Genomic DNA, 15,880 nt, shown 5'->3' with positions numbered 1-15,880 from the left:
AGCCGACAGCGCACGAACACGTTGCTAATCGAGCCACTTCCGCACAGCCGCATCGAAGCTTCCATCCTTCTGCGAAAGATGAAGCCACTGATTGACAAAAGCAGCCAACTCCGTATCCCGCTGAATCCAGTATGCCTTCTCGACATAGGTGAACGGCTTTTTGACAGAAGCGGCGCATAGAATATCCGGATGCAGTTTCTGCTGCAGGCGCGCTTCCACGGCATCCGTCATCATCAGATCGGCCTTTCCGCCAGCAAGAGCGTCGAAGATGCCTTCATTGTCTCTCCACGGGACGAGCTGCACCTCTTTCAGATTTTCCCTCACAAAGGCTTCATTGGTGCCGCCCGGATTGAAAATCACCCGCACTGAAGGCTGGTCGACATCGGCAAAAGTTGCAAATCGGTCCTTATCCGCACAGCGGGTGAGCGGCGCTTTGCCGTCTTCCAGATAAGGCGTCGAGAACAAGCCTGTCTTCTGCCGTTCAAGAGTGACGGAAACACCACCCATTGCGATGTCAAACTTGTCGCCAGCGAAATCAGCGGAAAGATTTTTCCACGACGTCTGAACCAGTTGCAGCCGGACACCAAGGGCCTTGGCAAGAGCTTTCGCCTGATCGATATCAAAGCCTTCGAAAGATCCAGTTTCGGGCTTCTTGAAGCTGAATGGTCGGTAATCACCTGTCGTGCCGACTTTCAAAACACCGTCAGCCAGAATCTCGTCCAGACGGGATTTGTGATCCGCATCGGCGAATGATGCTCGGGACAACAGAATAAAGAAGCAAAGAAAACAATAAAAAACAGGTCTCATTTGAAAATCCACCTTTTAAAAAAGACATATGTAACAATGAAAAAGGCCCCGTTTCCGGGGCCTTTTATTTATCCGCGCAGCACGCCGCCGGTCTGTTTGGCGACACTGGCCACCACTTGGCGGGACAGCGCTTCCAGGTCTTCGTCAGTCAGGGTGCGATCCTGTGGTTGCAGCAGCACTTCAACCGCGATCGACTTCTTGCCTTCGCCAAGCGATGCGCCCGTGAAGACGTCGAACACCTGCACGCCGACAATCAGCTTCTTGTCGGCAGCGGAAACCGCTTTCACGACATTGCCTGCTTCAACATTCGCATCCACCACAAAGGCATAATCGCGCTTGAGGCTCTGGAACTGCGACAGGTTGAGCGCAGGCTTCGTGCGGGTTGCCTTTGCCTTCGGCTCAGGGATCGCATCAATATAGATTTCGAAACCGCAGAGATTGCCCGACACATCGAGCGCTTCCAGCGTGTCCGGATGGAACTCGCCGAACGTGCCGAGAACGACCTTGGGGCCAAGCTTCAGCGTGCCCGAACGGCCCGGATGGAACCATTCCGGACCACCGGCTTCGATCTGGATGCGATCAACCGGCGCACCGGCAGCTTCCAGTGCGGCCAGCGCATCGGCCTTGGCGTCGAACACACCGACCGTTGCGGCATTGCCGGACCAGAAACGACCAGCGCCTTCAACGCCTGCCGTTCCACGACGGATACCGCCCGCCACACGGCGCTGCTTCTCCGGCGTGTCTCCTTCGTAAATGCCTGACACTTCGAACAAAGCGATATCGCCGAAACCGCGATCCGCATTGCGCTGTGCCGCGGCCAGCAGGCCGGGCAGAAGCGACGGACGCATGTCCGACATGTCGGATGCAATCGGGTTGGCGAGCTTCAGTTCCGGCTGGCCGCCGCCAAATGCCTTGGCCTGCGCTTCGGAAATGAAGGAATAGGTCACCGCTTCCAGCATGCCGCGCGAAGCGAGCATACGGCGGGCATGACGCGTGCGGATCTGCAATGTGGTCAGGATGCGACCATTGACGGCGCCATGGCTCGGCAGCGGCTGCGGCTCGATCTGGTTGATGCCGTGAATACGCATGACTTCTTCAACGAGGTCGGCCTTGCCTTCCACGTCTCCGCGCCATGTCGGCACCGTCGCCTTGATAACCTTGCCGTCACCTTCAACACCGAAACCGAGGCGCTTGAGAATATCCAGCGAGGCATCGTAGGAAACCTCGATACCCGTCAGGCGCTTCACTTCCGTGACCGGGAAATCGATGACGCGCGACGCAGGAGCCTTGTACCCGACAACGTCCAGCATCGTCGGCTGTCCGCCGCACAGATCCAGAACCATCTTGGTCGCAATTTCCGCACCCGGAACCATCATTTCCGGATCGACGCCGCGTTCGAAACGATAGCGTGCATCTGTGACGATGCCGAGTTCGCGGCCCGTGCGCGCAATCATGCGGGCATCCCACAGAGCGGATTCGATCAGCACATCCGTGGTGTTCTCGTCGCAGCCCGAATGCTCACCGCCCATAATACCGGCAATCGATTCGGGGCCGTTCTCATCGGCGATGATGTACATGCCGGTGTTCAGCTTGTACTCGCGCTGGTCGAGCGCCAGAATGGTTTCGCCATCCTTGGCGGCACGCACCGTCAGATTGCCCTTGACCTTGGCCGCGTCAAACACATGCAGCGGACGGCCCTGATCGAAGGTCACGTAATTGGTGATATCCACCAGCGCATTGATGGGGCGCAGACCGATTGCCTTCAAACGCTGCTGCATCCATTTCGGGCTTGGGCCGTTCTTCACGCCCTTGACCATGCGCAGCGCAAAGCCGAGGCAGAACGGGTTTGCTGCATCCTGATCGAGAATGATCTTGACGGGCGTTTCGCCTTCGCCCTTGGCGGCGGCAGGCAGCGTGTTCTTCAGCGTGCCAAGACCGGCGGCTGCCAGATCGCGGGCAATACCGTGAATGCCGGTGCAATCGGCGCGGTTTGGCGTGAGGCCGATTTCGATGATCGGATCATCAAGCCCCATATGGGCCGCAAAGCTGGTGCCGACCGGTGCATTTTCCGGCAGATCGATAATGCCGTTGTGCTCGTCGGACAGTTCCAGCTCGCGCTCGGAACACATCATGCCGAAGCTTTCGACACCGCGAATCTTGCCGACTGACAAGGTGACATCAAGACCCGGAACATAGTCGCCCGGACGGCCCAGAACACCGACCAGACCCGTGCGGGCGTTCGGCGCACCGCAAACGACCTGAACCGGCTTGCCATCGCCCGTATCGACGGAGAGTACGCGCAGCTTGTCAGCATCGGGATGCTGGGTGGCGCTCACCACCTTGGCGATCTTGAAAGCCTTGAAGGCAGCGCGGTCATCGACCGATTCCACTTCAAGACCGATATCGGTCAGCTTTTCGACGATCTGTTCGAGCGTCGCATCGGTTTCAAGGTGATCCTTGAGCCAGGAAAGCGTGAATTTCATGATCGTGTTCTTTCCTAAATTTCAGCGTTTGAGCACTTCGACAACGCGAAAGCGCTCGCAAAGCAATTCCATATCCGGGGAGAAACCGCCGTTGCGGCGAAAATAGGCTTCGTGCCCCTTTCGCCATTCTTCCAGCGGGCCTTCACCCTCCTGTTCCGCAAAAGCGGCATCAACCTCATCGAAGCGACAGACCGTCAGCTCGACTGTTTCAACCACCGCTGCAGGGCGACCAAGACCATCCAGAACCACATCGCGACGTCCGACAACCGGCATCGGCTCGCCGTCTTCACCGAAAGAGGCAAGCGCGGCACAGGTCGCAGTCTTGCGACCCGCCAGTACCAGCGCAAGCAACTCATCGGCGAGTTCTGGCGAATCGCCAAAGGCGAAAGTCACCGCATCGCGATAAGGTTCGGGCAGTTGCGTCATGCGCTCAGGCCACCGAACAGTGTTGGCAGATCGAGCGGACGGAAACCGTAATGGTTGATCCAGCGCACATCGGCATCGAAGAAGGCGCGCAGATCTGGCATGCCGTATTTCAGCATGGCGATGCGATCGATGCCCATGCCCCAGGCAAAGCCCTGATAGACGTCCGGATCATAGCCGGAAGCGCGCAGCACATTCGGATGCACCATGCCGCAGCCCAGAATTTCGAGCCAGTCATTGCCTTCGCCGAACTTCACATGCGGGCCGGAACGGTCGCACTGAATGTCCACTTCGACAGACGGTTCCGTGAACGGGAAGAAGCTCGGGCGCATGCGCATCGTCACCGACGGCACTTCGAAGAACGACTTGCAGAACTCTTCCAGCACCCACTTCATGTTGGCGACATTGGCCGACTTGTCCACGACCAGACCTTCGACCTGATGAAACATCGGCGAATGGGTGGCGTCGGAATCCATGCGATAGGTCTTGCCCGGGATCACGATGCGGATCGGCTCGTCGCGGCCTTCCTTGTCACGGATCGCTGCAAACTTCTCCATCGTGTGCACCTGCACCGGCGAGGTATGCGTGCGCAGAAGCTTGCGCTCGCCCTTCTCGTCCGGATTGAAGAAGAACGTGTCGTGCATCTCGCGCGCCGGGTGCCCTTCCGGGAAATTCAGCGCGGTGAAATTGTAGTAATCGGTCTCGATATCCGGACCTTCGGCAATCGAAAAACCCATATCGGCGAAGATCGCGGTGATCTCGTCCACCACCTGCGAAATCGGATGAATGCGACCGCGCGAAGCAGCGCTTTCACGGACTGGCAGCGTTACATCGAGCTTTTCGCGCTCAAGGCGGGCCGCAACAGCCGCCTTGCGCAGCGCGGTCTTGCGCTCGGTCAGCGCATCGGTGACGCGGTTCTTCAAACCGTTGATCGCCGGTCCCTGAACCTGGCGCTCTTCCGGGGTCATGGTGCCAAGCAGTTTCAGCTTTTCGGAAACCGTGCCCTTCTTGCCCAGCGCCGCGACGCGGACCGCTTCAATCGCCTGCTCATCGCTGGCGGCGGCGATTTCGCCCATGATCGTTTGTTCGAGTTGTTCAAGATCGCTCATTGTCTATATCCCTCTCGTGTCCAAGGGACACTCGACGCCTCTTGTTTACATCCCACTCGTGTCTAAAGACACTCGTCGCCTCTTGGTTTACGCCCTGTCGCGCCTGCAACACCCACGCCTCTTCATCGGCGATATTTGCAACGGGCACCAGATAAGAAAGAAAAACCCGCGCCAGCCGAGCCAGCGCGGGTTCCCCAAATTCACAATATCACTTGGGAAGGGCTGGCTTAGCGGACAGCGCCTTCAAAAGCGTTCGGCGTTTCGGTGTTCTTGAGGTACTCAAGAGCCTTCTTCGCCGATGCAACCAGCGCACCGAATGCATCCGGTTCGTGGATTGCGATGTCGGACAGGACCTTGCGGTCAACTTCGATACCAGCCTTTGCCAGACCGTCGATGAAACGGCCATAGGTCAGGCCCTGCTCACGGACAGCAGCATTGATGCGCTGGATCCAGAGAGCGCGGAAGGTACGCTTGCGATTCTTGCGATCGCGGTAAGCATACTGCTTCGAACGATCAACTGCAGCCTTAGCGGTGCGGATGGTGTTCTTGCGACGACCGCGGAAACCGGCAGCCTGATCGAGAACTTTTTTGTGCTTGGCGTGTGAAGTAACGCCGCGTTTTACGCGTGCCATATTATGATCTCCTTAAAGGACAGCGGCTTAGAGGCCGTTAGGCAGGAACTGTTTTACGATCTTCGCATCTGCTTCCGAGAGCACCATGGTGCCGCGTGCATCGCGAATGAACTTGTTCGAGCGCTTGATCATGCCATGGCGCTTGCCTGCAGCTGCAGCTACAACTTTGCCAGTGCCGGTGATTTTGAACCGCTTCTTGGCGGCCGATTTGGTCTTCATCTTGGGCATTTTGCTACTCCTTTGTTTCGTCCCCGTCGTGCCTGCGGCACTCCACGCCTCTTGTTATGGAGGGCGTTCGTGCCTGAAACCGACCGAAATCTGTTTTTACTTTCAGGCAGACCGAGCCTGAAAAGCATACGAAACCGCCACGGCATGCCCTGCCGGGCGGTTCGAACGCGGCCTTATAGGCTCAAAGCCCATAAAACGCAATGGCTGAATCGACTGAAATGAATCAATAAAGCCGCAGCAAAACCGGCAAGGCATGAATGTCCTGCAGGTATTCGATAAATTCAAAGAACGGATAGGCTACGAAGAACACCAGACCGTCCGTAAAGGTGCGATACAGGCGATCCGGCTTCACCGTCACCGTCGCATCATCATTATAGATCGAGAACTTCGGGAAGAAGCGGGGAACATCCCGGCAATAAGCGCGATACGGCTCGCCGAAAGTCTGCTCCAGAAACTTCTCCTCCGTGCGGATGACGATGGAAAAGGCGACATAGCAAAGGACGCCGAAGCCGACAGCCACGATGACACTGCCCGTCTGCGCGCCGATGCCCATGGCGCCAAGCGTGCTGAACACATAAAGCGGGTTACGCGTCATCGAATAGGGACCGCTGCGCACAATTTCGGCGCTCTTGCGCCCGCCGATATACAGCGTGCACCACATGCGCCCGAGAATCGCGGCAACGATGAAGCTGAGACCGATGGACTCGATATATTCATGAACCCGTCCAACCCAGGAAGAGCGGACGAAAAGCAGCGCGATCACCAGAAGCGCAATCACAACGCCAATCGCCAGACGGCGGCGCTGCTGATACTTCCCCAATTCACCTATTGTCTTCATGATCGTTCCACAGTTGCCATATTCAATGCGGCTCAGTTGCTTAATTGCAAAGAAAAACCGCCCGAAGGCGGCTTTTCCAAGACTATGCTGAAAAATCAGCGCGGTGCGAGCACCATCATCATCTGACGGCCTTCGAGCTTTGGCTCGGACTCGACCTTCGCGATTTCGACAGTGTCTTCCTTGACGCGCTGCAGAAGCTTCATACCAAGCTCCTGGTGCGCCATTTCACGGCCGCGGAAACGCAAGGTGACCTTGACCTTGTCGCCTTCCTCAAAGAAACGCAGAGCAGCTTTCATCTTCACCTCATAGTCATGGGTGTCGATGTTCGGTCGCATCTTGATTTCCTTGATTTCAACCGTTTTCTGCTTCTTGCGTGCCTCGGCGGCCTTTTTCTGGTTCTGATACTTCAGCTTACCAAGGTCTACGATCTTGCAAACCGGAGGCTCTGCGTTCGGCACGATCTCAACGAGATCGAGGCCCGCTTCCTCTGCCATGGCGATAGCTTCCTGAATGGAAACATCACCGTGGTTCTGGCCTTCGGCATCGATAAGCTGGACCCGGGGAACCCGGATGTCACGGTTGGAGCGCGGTCCGTCTTTCTGGACCGGCGTCGCTCTGAACGGTCGGCGAATGGTCGTTATCTCCTGATTGTTAACGTTCATACGGCAAGAACTTTTGTCGCTTACACGACATATCCCCGATCCAACCGCAGTTGATCGCGGACTTGTCGTCAAGCAAGCGGCGAAGTCAATAGCATCTTTGACAGGAAAAATCACCCCCACGTGATAAAGAGCTAAATCAGGGGCGAAAAGCGACATATCGGTCACATTTCCTTCAATTTCAAGATGTGCCAAATGCTTCCACCAATCGCGCGGGTTTCCTCGCTTCGCGAGACATGGCACAAGACATCCCAATTATCGGGAGACTCAGATGAGCAATGCAGGGCCAGAAGTGGAGCAGGAATTGCTGCCGGAATTTCTTGACGTTGACGGCGCGAAGATCGCTGTTCGCCATAGAGAGGGCAAAAATCAGCCCGGACTTGTCTGGTTGGGTGGCTATCGCTCCGACATGCTCGGCACCAAGGCCGTGGTTCTTGATCAATGGGCCGAAAAAACCGGCCACAGCGCGTTAAGGCTCGATTATTCCGGCCATGGCGAATCCGGTGGCGACTTCAACGAGGGCACGATCTCGCGCTGGCTCAACGAAAGCCTCGCCGCCTATCGCCATTACGCCAAGGGTCCGCAGATTCTTGTCGGCTCATCCATGGGCGGCTGGATCGCGCTGCGCATGGCGCAGGAACTGATGAAGGAAGGCAAGTCGCCTGCTGGCATCGTGCTGATTGCTCCTGCTCCCGATTTCACGGCGGCACTTGTCGAGCCAAGCCTTTCCGACGCACAGAAGCGCGACTTGCAGGAAAAGGGGTATTTCGAAGAGCCGTCCGATTATTCGCCCAACCCTTATGTCTACACACGCGCATTGATAGAAGACGGTCGCAAGAACGTCGTGCTCAAGGGCATTATCGAAACGGGTTGCCCGGTGCATATTCTGCAAGGCATGCAGGACCCGGACGTGCCATACAAGCACGCGCTGACGCTGGTAGAGCATCTGCCGGTTGACGATGTGACGTTGACGCTTGTGCGTGACGGCGACCACAGGCTGTCACGGCCGCAGGATCTCGATCTTCTCATCCGCACGGTTTCCGGTCTGGCAGAACGCGTGACCGCAACAGCATAAACGGGGCATCATCATGCGCTTTTCGGTCATCGCGTCATCGGCGGTTGCTGCCATTGTCGGCTTCGGCGGCACGCTGGCGCTGATCATCGCCGCCGCACAGGTTCTGGGCGCCACGCAGGCCCAAACGGCGAGCTGGGTCACGGCCATTTGTCTTTCCATCGCCGCCACCTCGGCCTGGCTCAGCACCCGCTATCGCATGCCGATCATCGCGGCATGGTCGACGCCCGGACTGGCGCTGATCGGCGCAAGCGCCGGTTTCACCATGGCGGAAGCTGTCGGCGCCTTCATCGTGACGGCGCTGGCGCTGATTGCCACGGGATTGATCCGCCAGCTTTCGGTTCTGGTGTCGCGCATACCGGCATCGGTAGCCTCCGGCATGCTTGCGGGCGTGCTGTTGAGCTTCGTCATCGCTGCCGCAAAGACCGTCCCTTTCGATCCCGTTTTCGTATTGCCGCTGGTGGCGCTGTTCTTCCTGATCCGCCTCTTCAATCCATCGCTGGCGGTCATCGCCGTTCTGGTGGTCGGCATGATCTTCGCGCTTGTCTCAGGCCGCTCGCCAACCCTGCCCGCACCGGAAATCTCTACGCTCACCCTCGTCTGGCCCGAATTTCATCTGGGCGCGATGATCGGCCTCGCCTTGCCGCTCTATCTCGTGACCATGGCGTCACAGAACCTGCCCGGTTTCGCCGTGCTGCGCGCATCCGGCTATGAACCGCCAACCAGCGCCTGCCTGCGTGTGACAGGCCTGTTTTCCATTCTGTCCGCGCCCTTCGGCGCATCGACCACCAATCTGGCAGCAATTTCGGCAGCGCTCTGCACCAATCCCGACGCGCATCCAGATCCGACCAAGCGCTGGCTGACCGGCCCGGTCTATGCGGCAATCTATGTGGTGTTCGCTTTGTTCGGCGCGTCGCTGGTCGCGATCTTTGCCGTCCTGCCAACAACGCTGATTGCGCTGGTTGCCGGTCTTGCCCTGACCGGCCCGTTCATCAACGCCATGTCGCTTGCCCTGAAGGACGAACCGGAGCGCCTCGCAGCCACGATCACCTTCGCTGTAACCGCCTCCGGCATGGCGTTTTTCGGGGTCGGCTCTGCCTTCTGGGCCCTGATTGCCGGGCTTGCCGTTACTTTTCTCGAACATTTTCGGAAAAAAATTTCGAGATAATCACATTGGTTAGCTCTGACTCCCTCTGAATCGGGCTGGAATCGGATTGCGACATTCTTGAAATGCCGCAATCCCTTCACCAATTCGAAATCAAGCCGCCAAACACAAATGTCCGCATGATGTGGACCTGGCAGGCCTGATTATTATGGAGCAGACCATGACCAATTCCGCATTGATACGACCGGCATGGACGCCAGCCACGATTGCGCTGATGGTGCTCGGCTTCTTTCTCTTCTGGCCGCTTGGCCTTGCCATGCTCGCCTATATCCTTTGGGGCGACCGTCTCGAAGGGTTCAAGCGCGGCGTCAACGAGAAGACCGATTCCATGTTCGGTTATTTCCGCAACTGCCGCAAAAGCGAGAGCTTCAACTTTGGCAGCGCAACCGGCAATGCAGCCTTCGACGACTGGCGTCGCGAAGAACTGGACCGTCTTGCCGAAGAGCGCCGCAAGCTTGACGAAGCCCGCGCCGAATTCGAATCCTATGCCGCAGAGCTTCGCCGCGCACGCGACAAGGAAGAATTCGACCGCTTCATGGCCGAGCGACGCGCTGCCGCCAAGAAGACGCCAGCAAAGGGCGGCAAGAACGACATCACCGATCTTTGATGATGTATAACGCCCTGAAATCTCTCGAAACGGCGCGGTAAAACCGCGCCGTTTTGCTTAAAAAAGCTTTTTTGTCTGGCTTTTTGCGCGAATCGCTTATTCTTAGGCAATGGGCTTATCCTTCCTTCGGCAAATCAGCGGCAACAGGGCATCTGCCAATACGGCGACTGTCCGGAGCGAGCACATCCATGCGGTGGCGGGTCGCGAGTTGCAGTTACGTGTGTTCGAAAACCCGCGTGCCAAGCGTCTGACGCTGCGCATCGAAGCTGGCGGAAAAGGTCTGCGCATCACCGTCCCGCCCGGCCTGCCAGAGCGCGAGGTGCAGAGCTTTCTCAAGCGCCATCAAGGCTGGATCGAAAGCCGCATCACCAAACTGCCGGATCAGCCTGCCGTGCGGCCCGGTGTGAAAATTCCGATCCGCGGCGTGCCGCACCTTATCATGCATCAGCCTGGACGTGGCACAGTCGACCTTCTTGAAGGCAATGTGCTGCTGGTTCACGGCGATCCCAGTCACTTGCCGCGCCGTCTGGCCGATTATCTCAAAGGGCAGGTGAAGCGGGATATCGAAGCGCTCGTCGCGCGCCACACGGCGACCGTCGGGCGCAAAGCCAAGGCCGTTCGCTTTAAGGATACCAAGAGCCGCTGGGGTTCGTGCACCTCGGATGGCGTTCTTTCCTTTTCATGGCGTATCGGCATGGCACCGCCGGCCGTCATCAACTATCTCGTCGCGCATGAAGTCGCGCATCTGATCGAGATGAATCATGGGCCGCAATTCTGGAAACTCTGTCAGGAGCTTTGCCCCGATACAGAACGCTGCAAGGCGTGGCTGAAGCGAAATGGCAGCGCATTACAGGCTATAGACTTTACATGAACCCATCAATACTGACCGCCGCCAAGGTGCTGTGGGACTACCACTGCATTTACGATCCCATTCCGGCATCCGATGTGATCATCGGACTCGGCAGCTACGATCTGCGCGTAGCGGAACGCGCCGCCGATCTCTATCTCGAAGGTATGGCGCCGCTGGTGATCTTTACCGGCAAAAGCGGTCACTGGACCGAAAACCTTTACCCCGCCAGCGAAGCGGAAGCCTTTGCCGAAGTGGCAATGCGGCGCGGTGTGCCCGAAGAGGCAATCACCATCGAACCGAACGCCACCAATATTGGCGAAAACATCCGCTTCTCACTTGAAAAAATGCTACCGGGCGTGATCAGCCCGATTTTCGTCACCAAGCCACAGACACAACGCCGTGTGCACGCCACCGTCGCGCGGCAATGGCCGGAAGCAAAGGCCAGCGTGACCGCACCGCTCCTTTCCTTCGACGAACAGCCGACACCTTCCTATCCGGTGGAGATGCTCATCAACGAGATGACCGGCGATCTGGAGCGCATTCTGGACTATCCGGCCAAAGGCTACCAGATTGCGCAGGCTGTTCCCATGGAGGTCATGGAAGCGTATGATTTCCTGATCGCACGCGGTTTTGACGGACATACCGTCAGAGATTAGCTGCGAATAGGTGCGAACGGCTTGAGAAGCGCCTCGTTTTGTGCGACGGGAAACCCATGGCTTTGGATATCAAGATATGCGGGCTGAAAACGCCTGATACTGTCGCTGCCGCTCTCGACGGCGGTGCGACGCATATCGGCTTTATCTTTTTTCCAAAGAGCCCGCGCAATATCGCACCCGATGCCGCAGCCGCGCTGCGCCCTGCCGCACTTGGTCGGGCCAAGGTTGTCGCCGTGACCGTCGATGCAGACGATGCGATGCTGGATGAAATCGTCAACGCCGTAAAACCGGATATTTTGCAGCTGCATGGCCATGAAACGCCAGAGCGCGTGCGCTTTGTCAAAGAGCGCTACGGCCTGCCGGTCATGAAGGCCTTTGCGATCCGCAGCGCCGACGATCTGGCCGCTATCGCACCCTATAAGGGTATTGCCGACCGCTTCCTGTTCGACGCCAAGCCGCCGAAGGGATCGGAATTGCCGGGCGGCAACGGGGTCTCCTTCGATTGGGGGTTGCTCGATGCGCTTGACGCGGATGTCGATTACATGCTTTCCGGTGGATTGAACGCTGGCAACATTGCCGAGGCGCTGCACGAGACGCACGCGCCGGGCATCGACATATCGTCTGGCGTCGAGCGCGCACCGGGCGAAAAGGACGTGCGTCTCATTGAAGATTTTTTCCAGGCTGTCGCCGATGCGGATGCAAAGCCATCCGCCCGACGTACCCAGACAGGGGTAGCCTGAACATGACGGAGCTGAAGCGTTGAACAAGCCGGTTGAACCCAATTCCTACAAGACAGGCCCGGATGAAGAGGGCATGTTCGGTATTTTCGGCGGACGTTTCGTCGCCGAGACGCTGATGCCGCTGATCCTCGAATTGCAGGAAGCCTATGAAACGGCCAAGAACGATCCCGAGTTCAAGGCCGAGCTTTCCGCCCTTTCGACCTATTATGCCGGTCGGCCTTCCAAGCTGTACTATGCTGAAGGCCTGACCAAGCATCTGGGCGGCGCGAAGATTTACTTCAAGCGCGAAGACCTGAACCACACGGGCAGCCACAAGATCAACAACTGCCTCGGCCAGATTCTGCTGGCCAAGCGCATGGGCAAGACGCGCATCATCGCCGAGACCGGCGCAGGACAGCACGGCGTTGCATCCGCAACCGTCGCCGCGCGTTTCGGCCTGCCTTGCGTCGTCTATATGGGCGCGACGGACGTTGAACGTCAGAAGCCGAATGTGTTCCGCATGAAGCTGCTGGGTGCCGAAGTGAAGCCGGTCACGGCTGGCAACGGCACGCTCAAGGACGCGATGAACGAAGCGCTTCGCGACTGGGTCACGAATGTTGAAGACACCTATTACCTGATTGGCACGGCTGCCGGTCCGCATCCTTATCCGGAACTGGTCCGCGACTTCCAGTCGGTCATCGGCACGGAAGCCCGCCAGCAGATACTCGAACAGGAAGGCCGTCTGCCGGATGTCATCATCGCGGCTGTCGGCGGCGGTTCCAATGCCATCGGCCTGTTCCATCCTTTCCTCGACGACGCATCGGTCAAGATCGTCGGTGTCGAGGCAGGTGGGCACGGGCTGGACGGTGACGAGCATTGCGCATCGATGAGCGCCGGTCGTCCCGGCGTTCTGCATGGCAACCGCACCTATCTGCTTCAGAACGAAGACGGTCAGATTCTCGAAGGCCATTCGGTTTCCGCCGGTCTTGACTATCCGGGTGTTGGCCCGGAACATTCCTGGCTCAAGGATTCGGGCCGCGTCGATTACGTGCCGATCCTCGACACGGAAGCACTGGATGCCTTCCAGCTTGCAACCCGCGTCGAAGGCATTATCCCGGCGCTGGAATCCGCCCATGCCATTGCGCAGGCCGTCAAGATGGCCCCAACCATGGGCAAGGACCAGATCATGATCGTCAACCTGTCTGGCCGTGGCGACAAGGACGTCCACACGGTCGGCAAGTTGCTTGGCATGGATATCTGAGGACAGTATGGGCAAAGACGTCGCTGACGCTTCCACCTACAGACCGCGCGCCGCATGGTTCGACGGGCTGACGGAATGCGGCTCGGCGACGATCAAGCTCAACATCATCGAAGCGGACCCTTCCAATCCGCTTGCAGAAGCTGCGGTGGGCATCGCCCGCAGGCAGATCGCAAATGCTGCGGCAAGGCTTGAAGCCCTGCCGCATCAGGATGCCGGTTTCGCCATTCTCCACCAGGGTGAGGAAAGCCTGTGGCTTCTGCTCCACTGGTGGCTGGAAGGCGGCATTGCAACGGAAATGCTGTGGCAGTCCGAACTCGGCGACGAGATCGAATTCATGCCCGCACAGCCCTTGCTGATGGCCTGCGTCTGGGAACTCGGAATTATTGACTTTGAACGGCGCGCTTGGATGGAGACGGCCATGTCCGGCAAACCCATCGCCGATTATCTTGCGCGCACTTTGCCACGGGGCACGGTATGACCACTCGCATCGACACCAAATTCGCCGCATTGAAGACCGAGGGCCGTCCGGCGCTGGTCACCTATTTCATGGGTGGCGATCCCGACCTCGAAACCTCGCTCAAGGTCATGAAGGCGCTGCCGAAGGCCGGTGCGGATGTGATCGAGCTGGGCATGGCCTTTTCCGATCCGATGGCTGACGGCCCGGCGATTGAAGCTGCTGGCCTTCGCGCCCTGAAAGCCGGGCAATCGCTGACCAAGACGCTCTACATGGCCGCCGAATTCCGCAAGGAGGACGACACGACCCCGATCGTACTGATGGGCTATTACAACCCGATCTATATCTATGGCGTCGAGCGCTTCCTTGCCGATGCCAAGGCTTCGGGCGTCGATGGCCTGATCATTGTCGATCTGCCGTCGGAAATGGATGCCGAACTTTGCGTCCCGGCCATGAAAGCCGGTATCAACTTCATTCGCCTGACCACGCCGACCACCGACGACAACCGTCTGCCGAAGGTTCTGCATAATGCATCGGGCTTCGTCTATTATGTCTCGATGAACGGCATTACCGGCTCGGCCATCGCCGATACGGCGCGCGTCGGCGATGCGGTGCGTCACATCAAGAAGAGCACCGATCTGCCGATCTGCGTCGGCTTTGGCGTCAAGACGCCAGAACAGGCTGCCGCTATTGCCGCCCATGCGGATGGCGTCGTTGTCGGCACGGCAATCGTCAATGCGGTGGCCGGTGAATTGACGCCGGAAGGCGCCCTTAAGGGCGATCCTGTAGCCGCCGTGAGCAAACTTGTCGGTGCACTGGCGCAAAGCGTTCGCACGACACGCCTTGAAGCCGCCCAATAAATCGTCCATTTAAGCGGGTAGAGTTGCTTTTCCGCATGAGCGGGCGCAAAGACGCCCGCACTTTCTGTCGGAAATGCTTGCCGTCGAAGAACAAGAAACGGAACCAAACGTCATGAACTGGATCACCAACTACGTTCGTCCGAAGATCAACTCGATGCTTGGTCGTCGCGAAATGCCGGAAAACCTCTGGATCAAGGATCCGTCGACCGGCGAGATGGTGTTCCACAAGGATCTGGAGAGCAACCAGTTCGTGATCCCGTCTTCGGGCCATCACATGCGCATCAAGGCGAAAGATCGCCTGCGCTTCTTCTTCGACAATGGCGAATATACCACGCTTGAAGCGCCGAAGGTTCCAGTTGATCCGCTGAAATTCCGCGACGAGAAGAAATATATCGACCGTCTCAAGGATTACCGCACCCGCACCGGCATGGACGATGCCATCGTCAATGGCCTCGGCACCATTGAAGGCCTGCCGATTGTCGCCACCGTGCAGGATTTCGGCTTCATGGGCGGCTCGCTCGGCATGGGCGCCGGTGAGGCGATCATTCAGGGCTTCGAAAAGGCCATCGAGCTGAAGCGTCCGCTGGTTCTGTTCGCAGCATCGGGCGGCGCGCGCATGCAGGAAGGTATTCTCTCGCTGATGCAGCTTCCGCGCACCACTGTTGCTGTGGAAATGCTGAAAGAAGCGGGCCTGCCTTACATCGTCGTGCTCACCAACCCGACCACGGGCGGCGTGACGGCTTCCTACGCCATGCTGGGCGACATCCATATCGCTGAACCGGGTGCACTGATCGGCTTTGCCGGTCCGCGCGTGATCGAACAAACCATCCGCGAAAAGCTGCCGGAAGGCTTCCAGAGCGCTGAATATCTGATGGAGCACGGCATGGTGGACATGGTTGTGCCACGCACCGAGCTGAAGGAAACGATTGCGCGTCTCCTGAAGATCATGACCAAGCAGCCGGCCAACACCGACAGTCCTGCAGCGCCAAAGCCGGATATCGACAGCAAGACCGACAGCAAGGCGGCCTGATATGGGCAGCCAGATCGTGGCAGGCAA

General features: G+C 58.2%; 19 protein-coding genes. 11 read left to right on the top strand and 8 right to left on the bottom strand.

The window, feature by feature from the left end; genetic code table 11:
* Positions 1-24: 24 nt before the first annotated feature.
* From FHW03_RS01195 to infC, 8 genes are all read right to left on the bottom strand, one after another.
* Positions 25-807, bottom strand: a complete 783-nt coding sequence (locus tag FHW03_RS01195) for a transporter substrate-binding domain-containing protein (protein ID WP_182518994.1) — start codon at positions 805-807, stop codon at positions 25-27.
* Between the two features lie 68 nt (positions 808-875).
* On the bottom strand, positions 876-3,290 hold the full coding sequence (pheT, locus tag FHW03_RS01190) for a phenylalanine--tRNA ligase subunit beta (protein ID WP_182518993.1): 2,415 nt from the start codon (positions 3,288-3,290) through the stop codon (positions 876-878).
* Positions 3,291-3,311: 21 nt separating this feature from the next.
* A complete protein-coding gene (locus FHW03_RS01185) occupies positions 3,312-3,716 on the bottom strand; it encodes an ASCH domain-containing protein (protein WP_182518992.1) in 405 nt (134 codons plus the stop codon).
* On the bottom strand, positions 3,713-4,822 hold the full coding sequence (pheS, locus tag FHW03_RS01180; protein WP_182518991.1) for a phenylalanine--tRNA ligase subunit alpha: 1,110 nt from the start codon (positions 4,820-4,822) through the stop codon (positions 3,713-3,715). Before pheS ends, FHW03_RS01185 begins: the two co-directional genes overlap by 4 nt.
* 227 nt (positions 4,823-5,049) lie before the next feature.
* The gene (rplT, locus tag FHW03_RS01175; RefSeq protein WP_078337671.1) at positions 5,050-5,454 is read right to left on the bottom strand and encodes a 50S ribosomal protein L20; all 405 of its coding nucleotides are present in this window, start codon (positions 5,452-5,454) and stop codon (positions 5,050-5,052) included.
* 27 nt (positions 5,455-5,481) lie between these two features.
* Entirely contained in the window at positions 5,482-5,682 is a 201-nt protein-coding gene (gene rpmI / locus FHW03_RS01170; protein ID WP_024898386.1) for a 50S ribosomal protein L35, read from the bottom strand.
* A gap of 223 nt (positions 5,683-5,905) precedes the next feature.
* Positions 5,906-6,520: an isoprenylcysteine carboxylmethyltransferase family protein gene (locus tag FHW03_RS01165; protein WP_182518990.1), complete on the bottom strand. Its 615-nt coding sequence runs from the start codon at positions 6,518-6,520 to the stop codon at positions 5,906-5,908.
* 95 nt (positions 6,521-6,615) lie between these two features.
* Positions 6,616-7,068: a translation initiation factor IF-3 gene (infC, locus tag FHW03_RS01160; RefSeq protein ID WP_377514034.1), complete on the bottom strand. Its 453-nt coding sequence runs from the start codon at positions 7,066-7,068 to the stop codon at positions 6,616-6,618.
* Here infC and FHW03_RS26000 point away from each other — a divergent pair.
* The 11 genes from FHW03_RS26000 to accD all read left to right on the top strand — a co-directional run bounded on the left by FHW03_RS26000 (position 7,045) and on the right by accD (position 15,853).
* Positions 7,045-7,236, top strand: a complete 192-nt coding sequence (locus FHW03_RS26000) for a hypothetical protein (protein WP_318282643.1) — start codon at positions 7,045-7,047, stop codon at positions 7,234-7,236. The two genes, infC and FHW03_RS26000, sit on opposite strands and share 24 nt — an antisense overlap.
* Before the next feature lie 214 nt (positions 7,237-7,450).
* Positions 7,451-8,254 (top strand): alpha/beta fold hydrolase, encoded by an 804-nt coding sequence (locus FHW03_RS01155; RefSeq protein WP_182518989.1) that lies wholly within the window; start codon positions 7,451-7,453, stop codon positions 8,252-8,254.
* A 13-nt stretch (positions 8,255-8,267) separates the two neighbouring features.
* Positions 8,268-9,419: a benzoate/H(+) symporter BenE family transporter gene (locus FHW03_RS01150; protein WP_182518988.1), complete on the top strand. Its 1,152-nt coding sequence runs from the start codon at positions 8,268-8,270 to the stop codon at positions 9,417-9,419.
* 157 nt (positions 9,420-9,576) lie between these two features.
* Positions 9,577-10,023 (top strand): DUF2852 domain-containing protein, encoded by a 447-nt coding sequence (locus tag FHW03_RS01145; RefSeq protein ID WP_182518987.1) that lies wholly within the window; start codon positions 9,577-9,579, stop codon positions 10,021-10,023.
* A 109-nt stretch (positions 10,024-10,132) separates the two neighbouring features.
* Positions 10,133-10,894, top strand: a complete 762-nt coding sequence (locus FHW03_RS01140; protein ID WP_182518986.1) for a M48 family metallopeptidase — start codon at positions 10,133-10,135, stop codon at positions 10,892-10,894.
* A complete protein-coding gene (locus FHW03_RS01135) occupies positions 10,891-11,529 on the top strand; it encodes a YdcF family protein (RefSeq protein WP_182518985.1) in 639 nt (212 codons plus the stop codon). The genes FHW03_RS01140 and FHW03_RS01135 overlap by 4 nt, the downstream gene beginning before the upstream one ends.
* A 56-nt stretch (positions 11,530-11,585) precedes the next feature.
* Positions 11,586-12,269: a phosphoribosylanthranilate isomerase gene (locus FHW03_RS01130; protein ID WP_182518984.1), complete on the top strand. Its 684-nt coding sequence runs from the start codon at positions 11,586-11,588 to the stop codon at positions 12,267-12,269.
* Between the two features lie 19 nt (positions 12,270-12,288).
* Positions 12,289-13,509, top strand: a complete 1,221-nt coding sequence (gene trpB / locus FHW03_RS01125; RefSeq protein WP_182518983.1) for a tryptophan synthase subunit beta — start codon at positions 12,289-12,291, stop codon at positions 13,507-13,509.
* 7 nt (positions 13,510-13,516) lie between these two features.
* Complete coding sequence (locus tag FHW03_RS01120) at positions 13,517-13,987, top strand: hypothetical protein (RefSeq protein ID WP_182518982.1); 471 nt, start codon at positions 13,517-13,519, stop codon at positions 13,985-13,987.
* On the top strand, positions 13,984-14,823 hold the full coding sequence (gene trpA, locus FHW03_RS01115) for a tryptophan synthase subunit alpha (RefSeq protein WP_182518981.1): 840 nt from the start codon (positions 13,984-13,986) through the stop codon (positions 14,821-14,823). Before FHW03_RS01120 ends, trpA begins: the two co-directional genes overlap by 4 nt.
* A gap of 112 nt (positions 14,824-14,935) precedes the next feature.
* A complete protein-coding gene (gene accD, locus FHW03_RS01110; protein ID WP_182518980.1) occupies positions 14,936-15,853 on the top strand; it encodes an acetyl-CoA carboxylase, carboxyltransferase subunit beta in 918 nt (305 codons plus the stop codon).
* Positions 15,854-15,880 lie beyond the last annotated feature (27 nt).

It is taken from the genome of Ochrobactrum sp. RH2CCR150, from assembly GCA_014138095.1.
Taxonomy (GTDB): domain Bacteria; phylum Pseudomonadota; class Alphaproteobacteria; order Rhizobiales; family Rhizobiaceae; genus Brucella; species Brucella gambitense.
The sequence above is the reverse complement of the archived record's forward strand: the minus strand, read 5'-3'. Positions and strand labels throughout refer to the sequence as shown.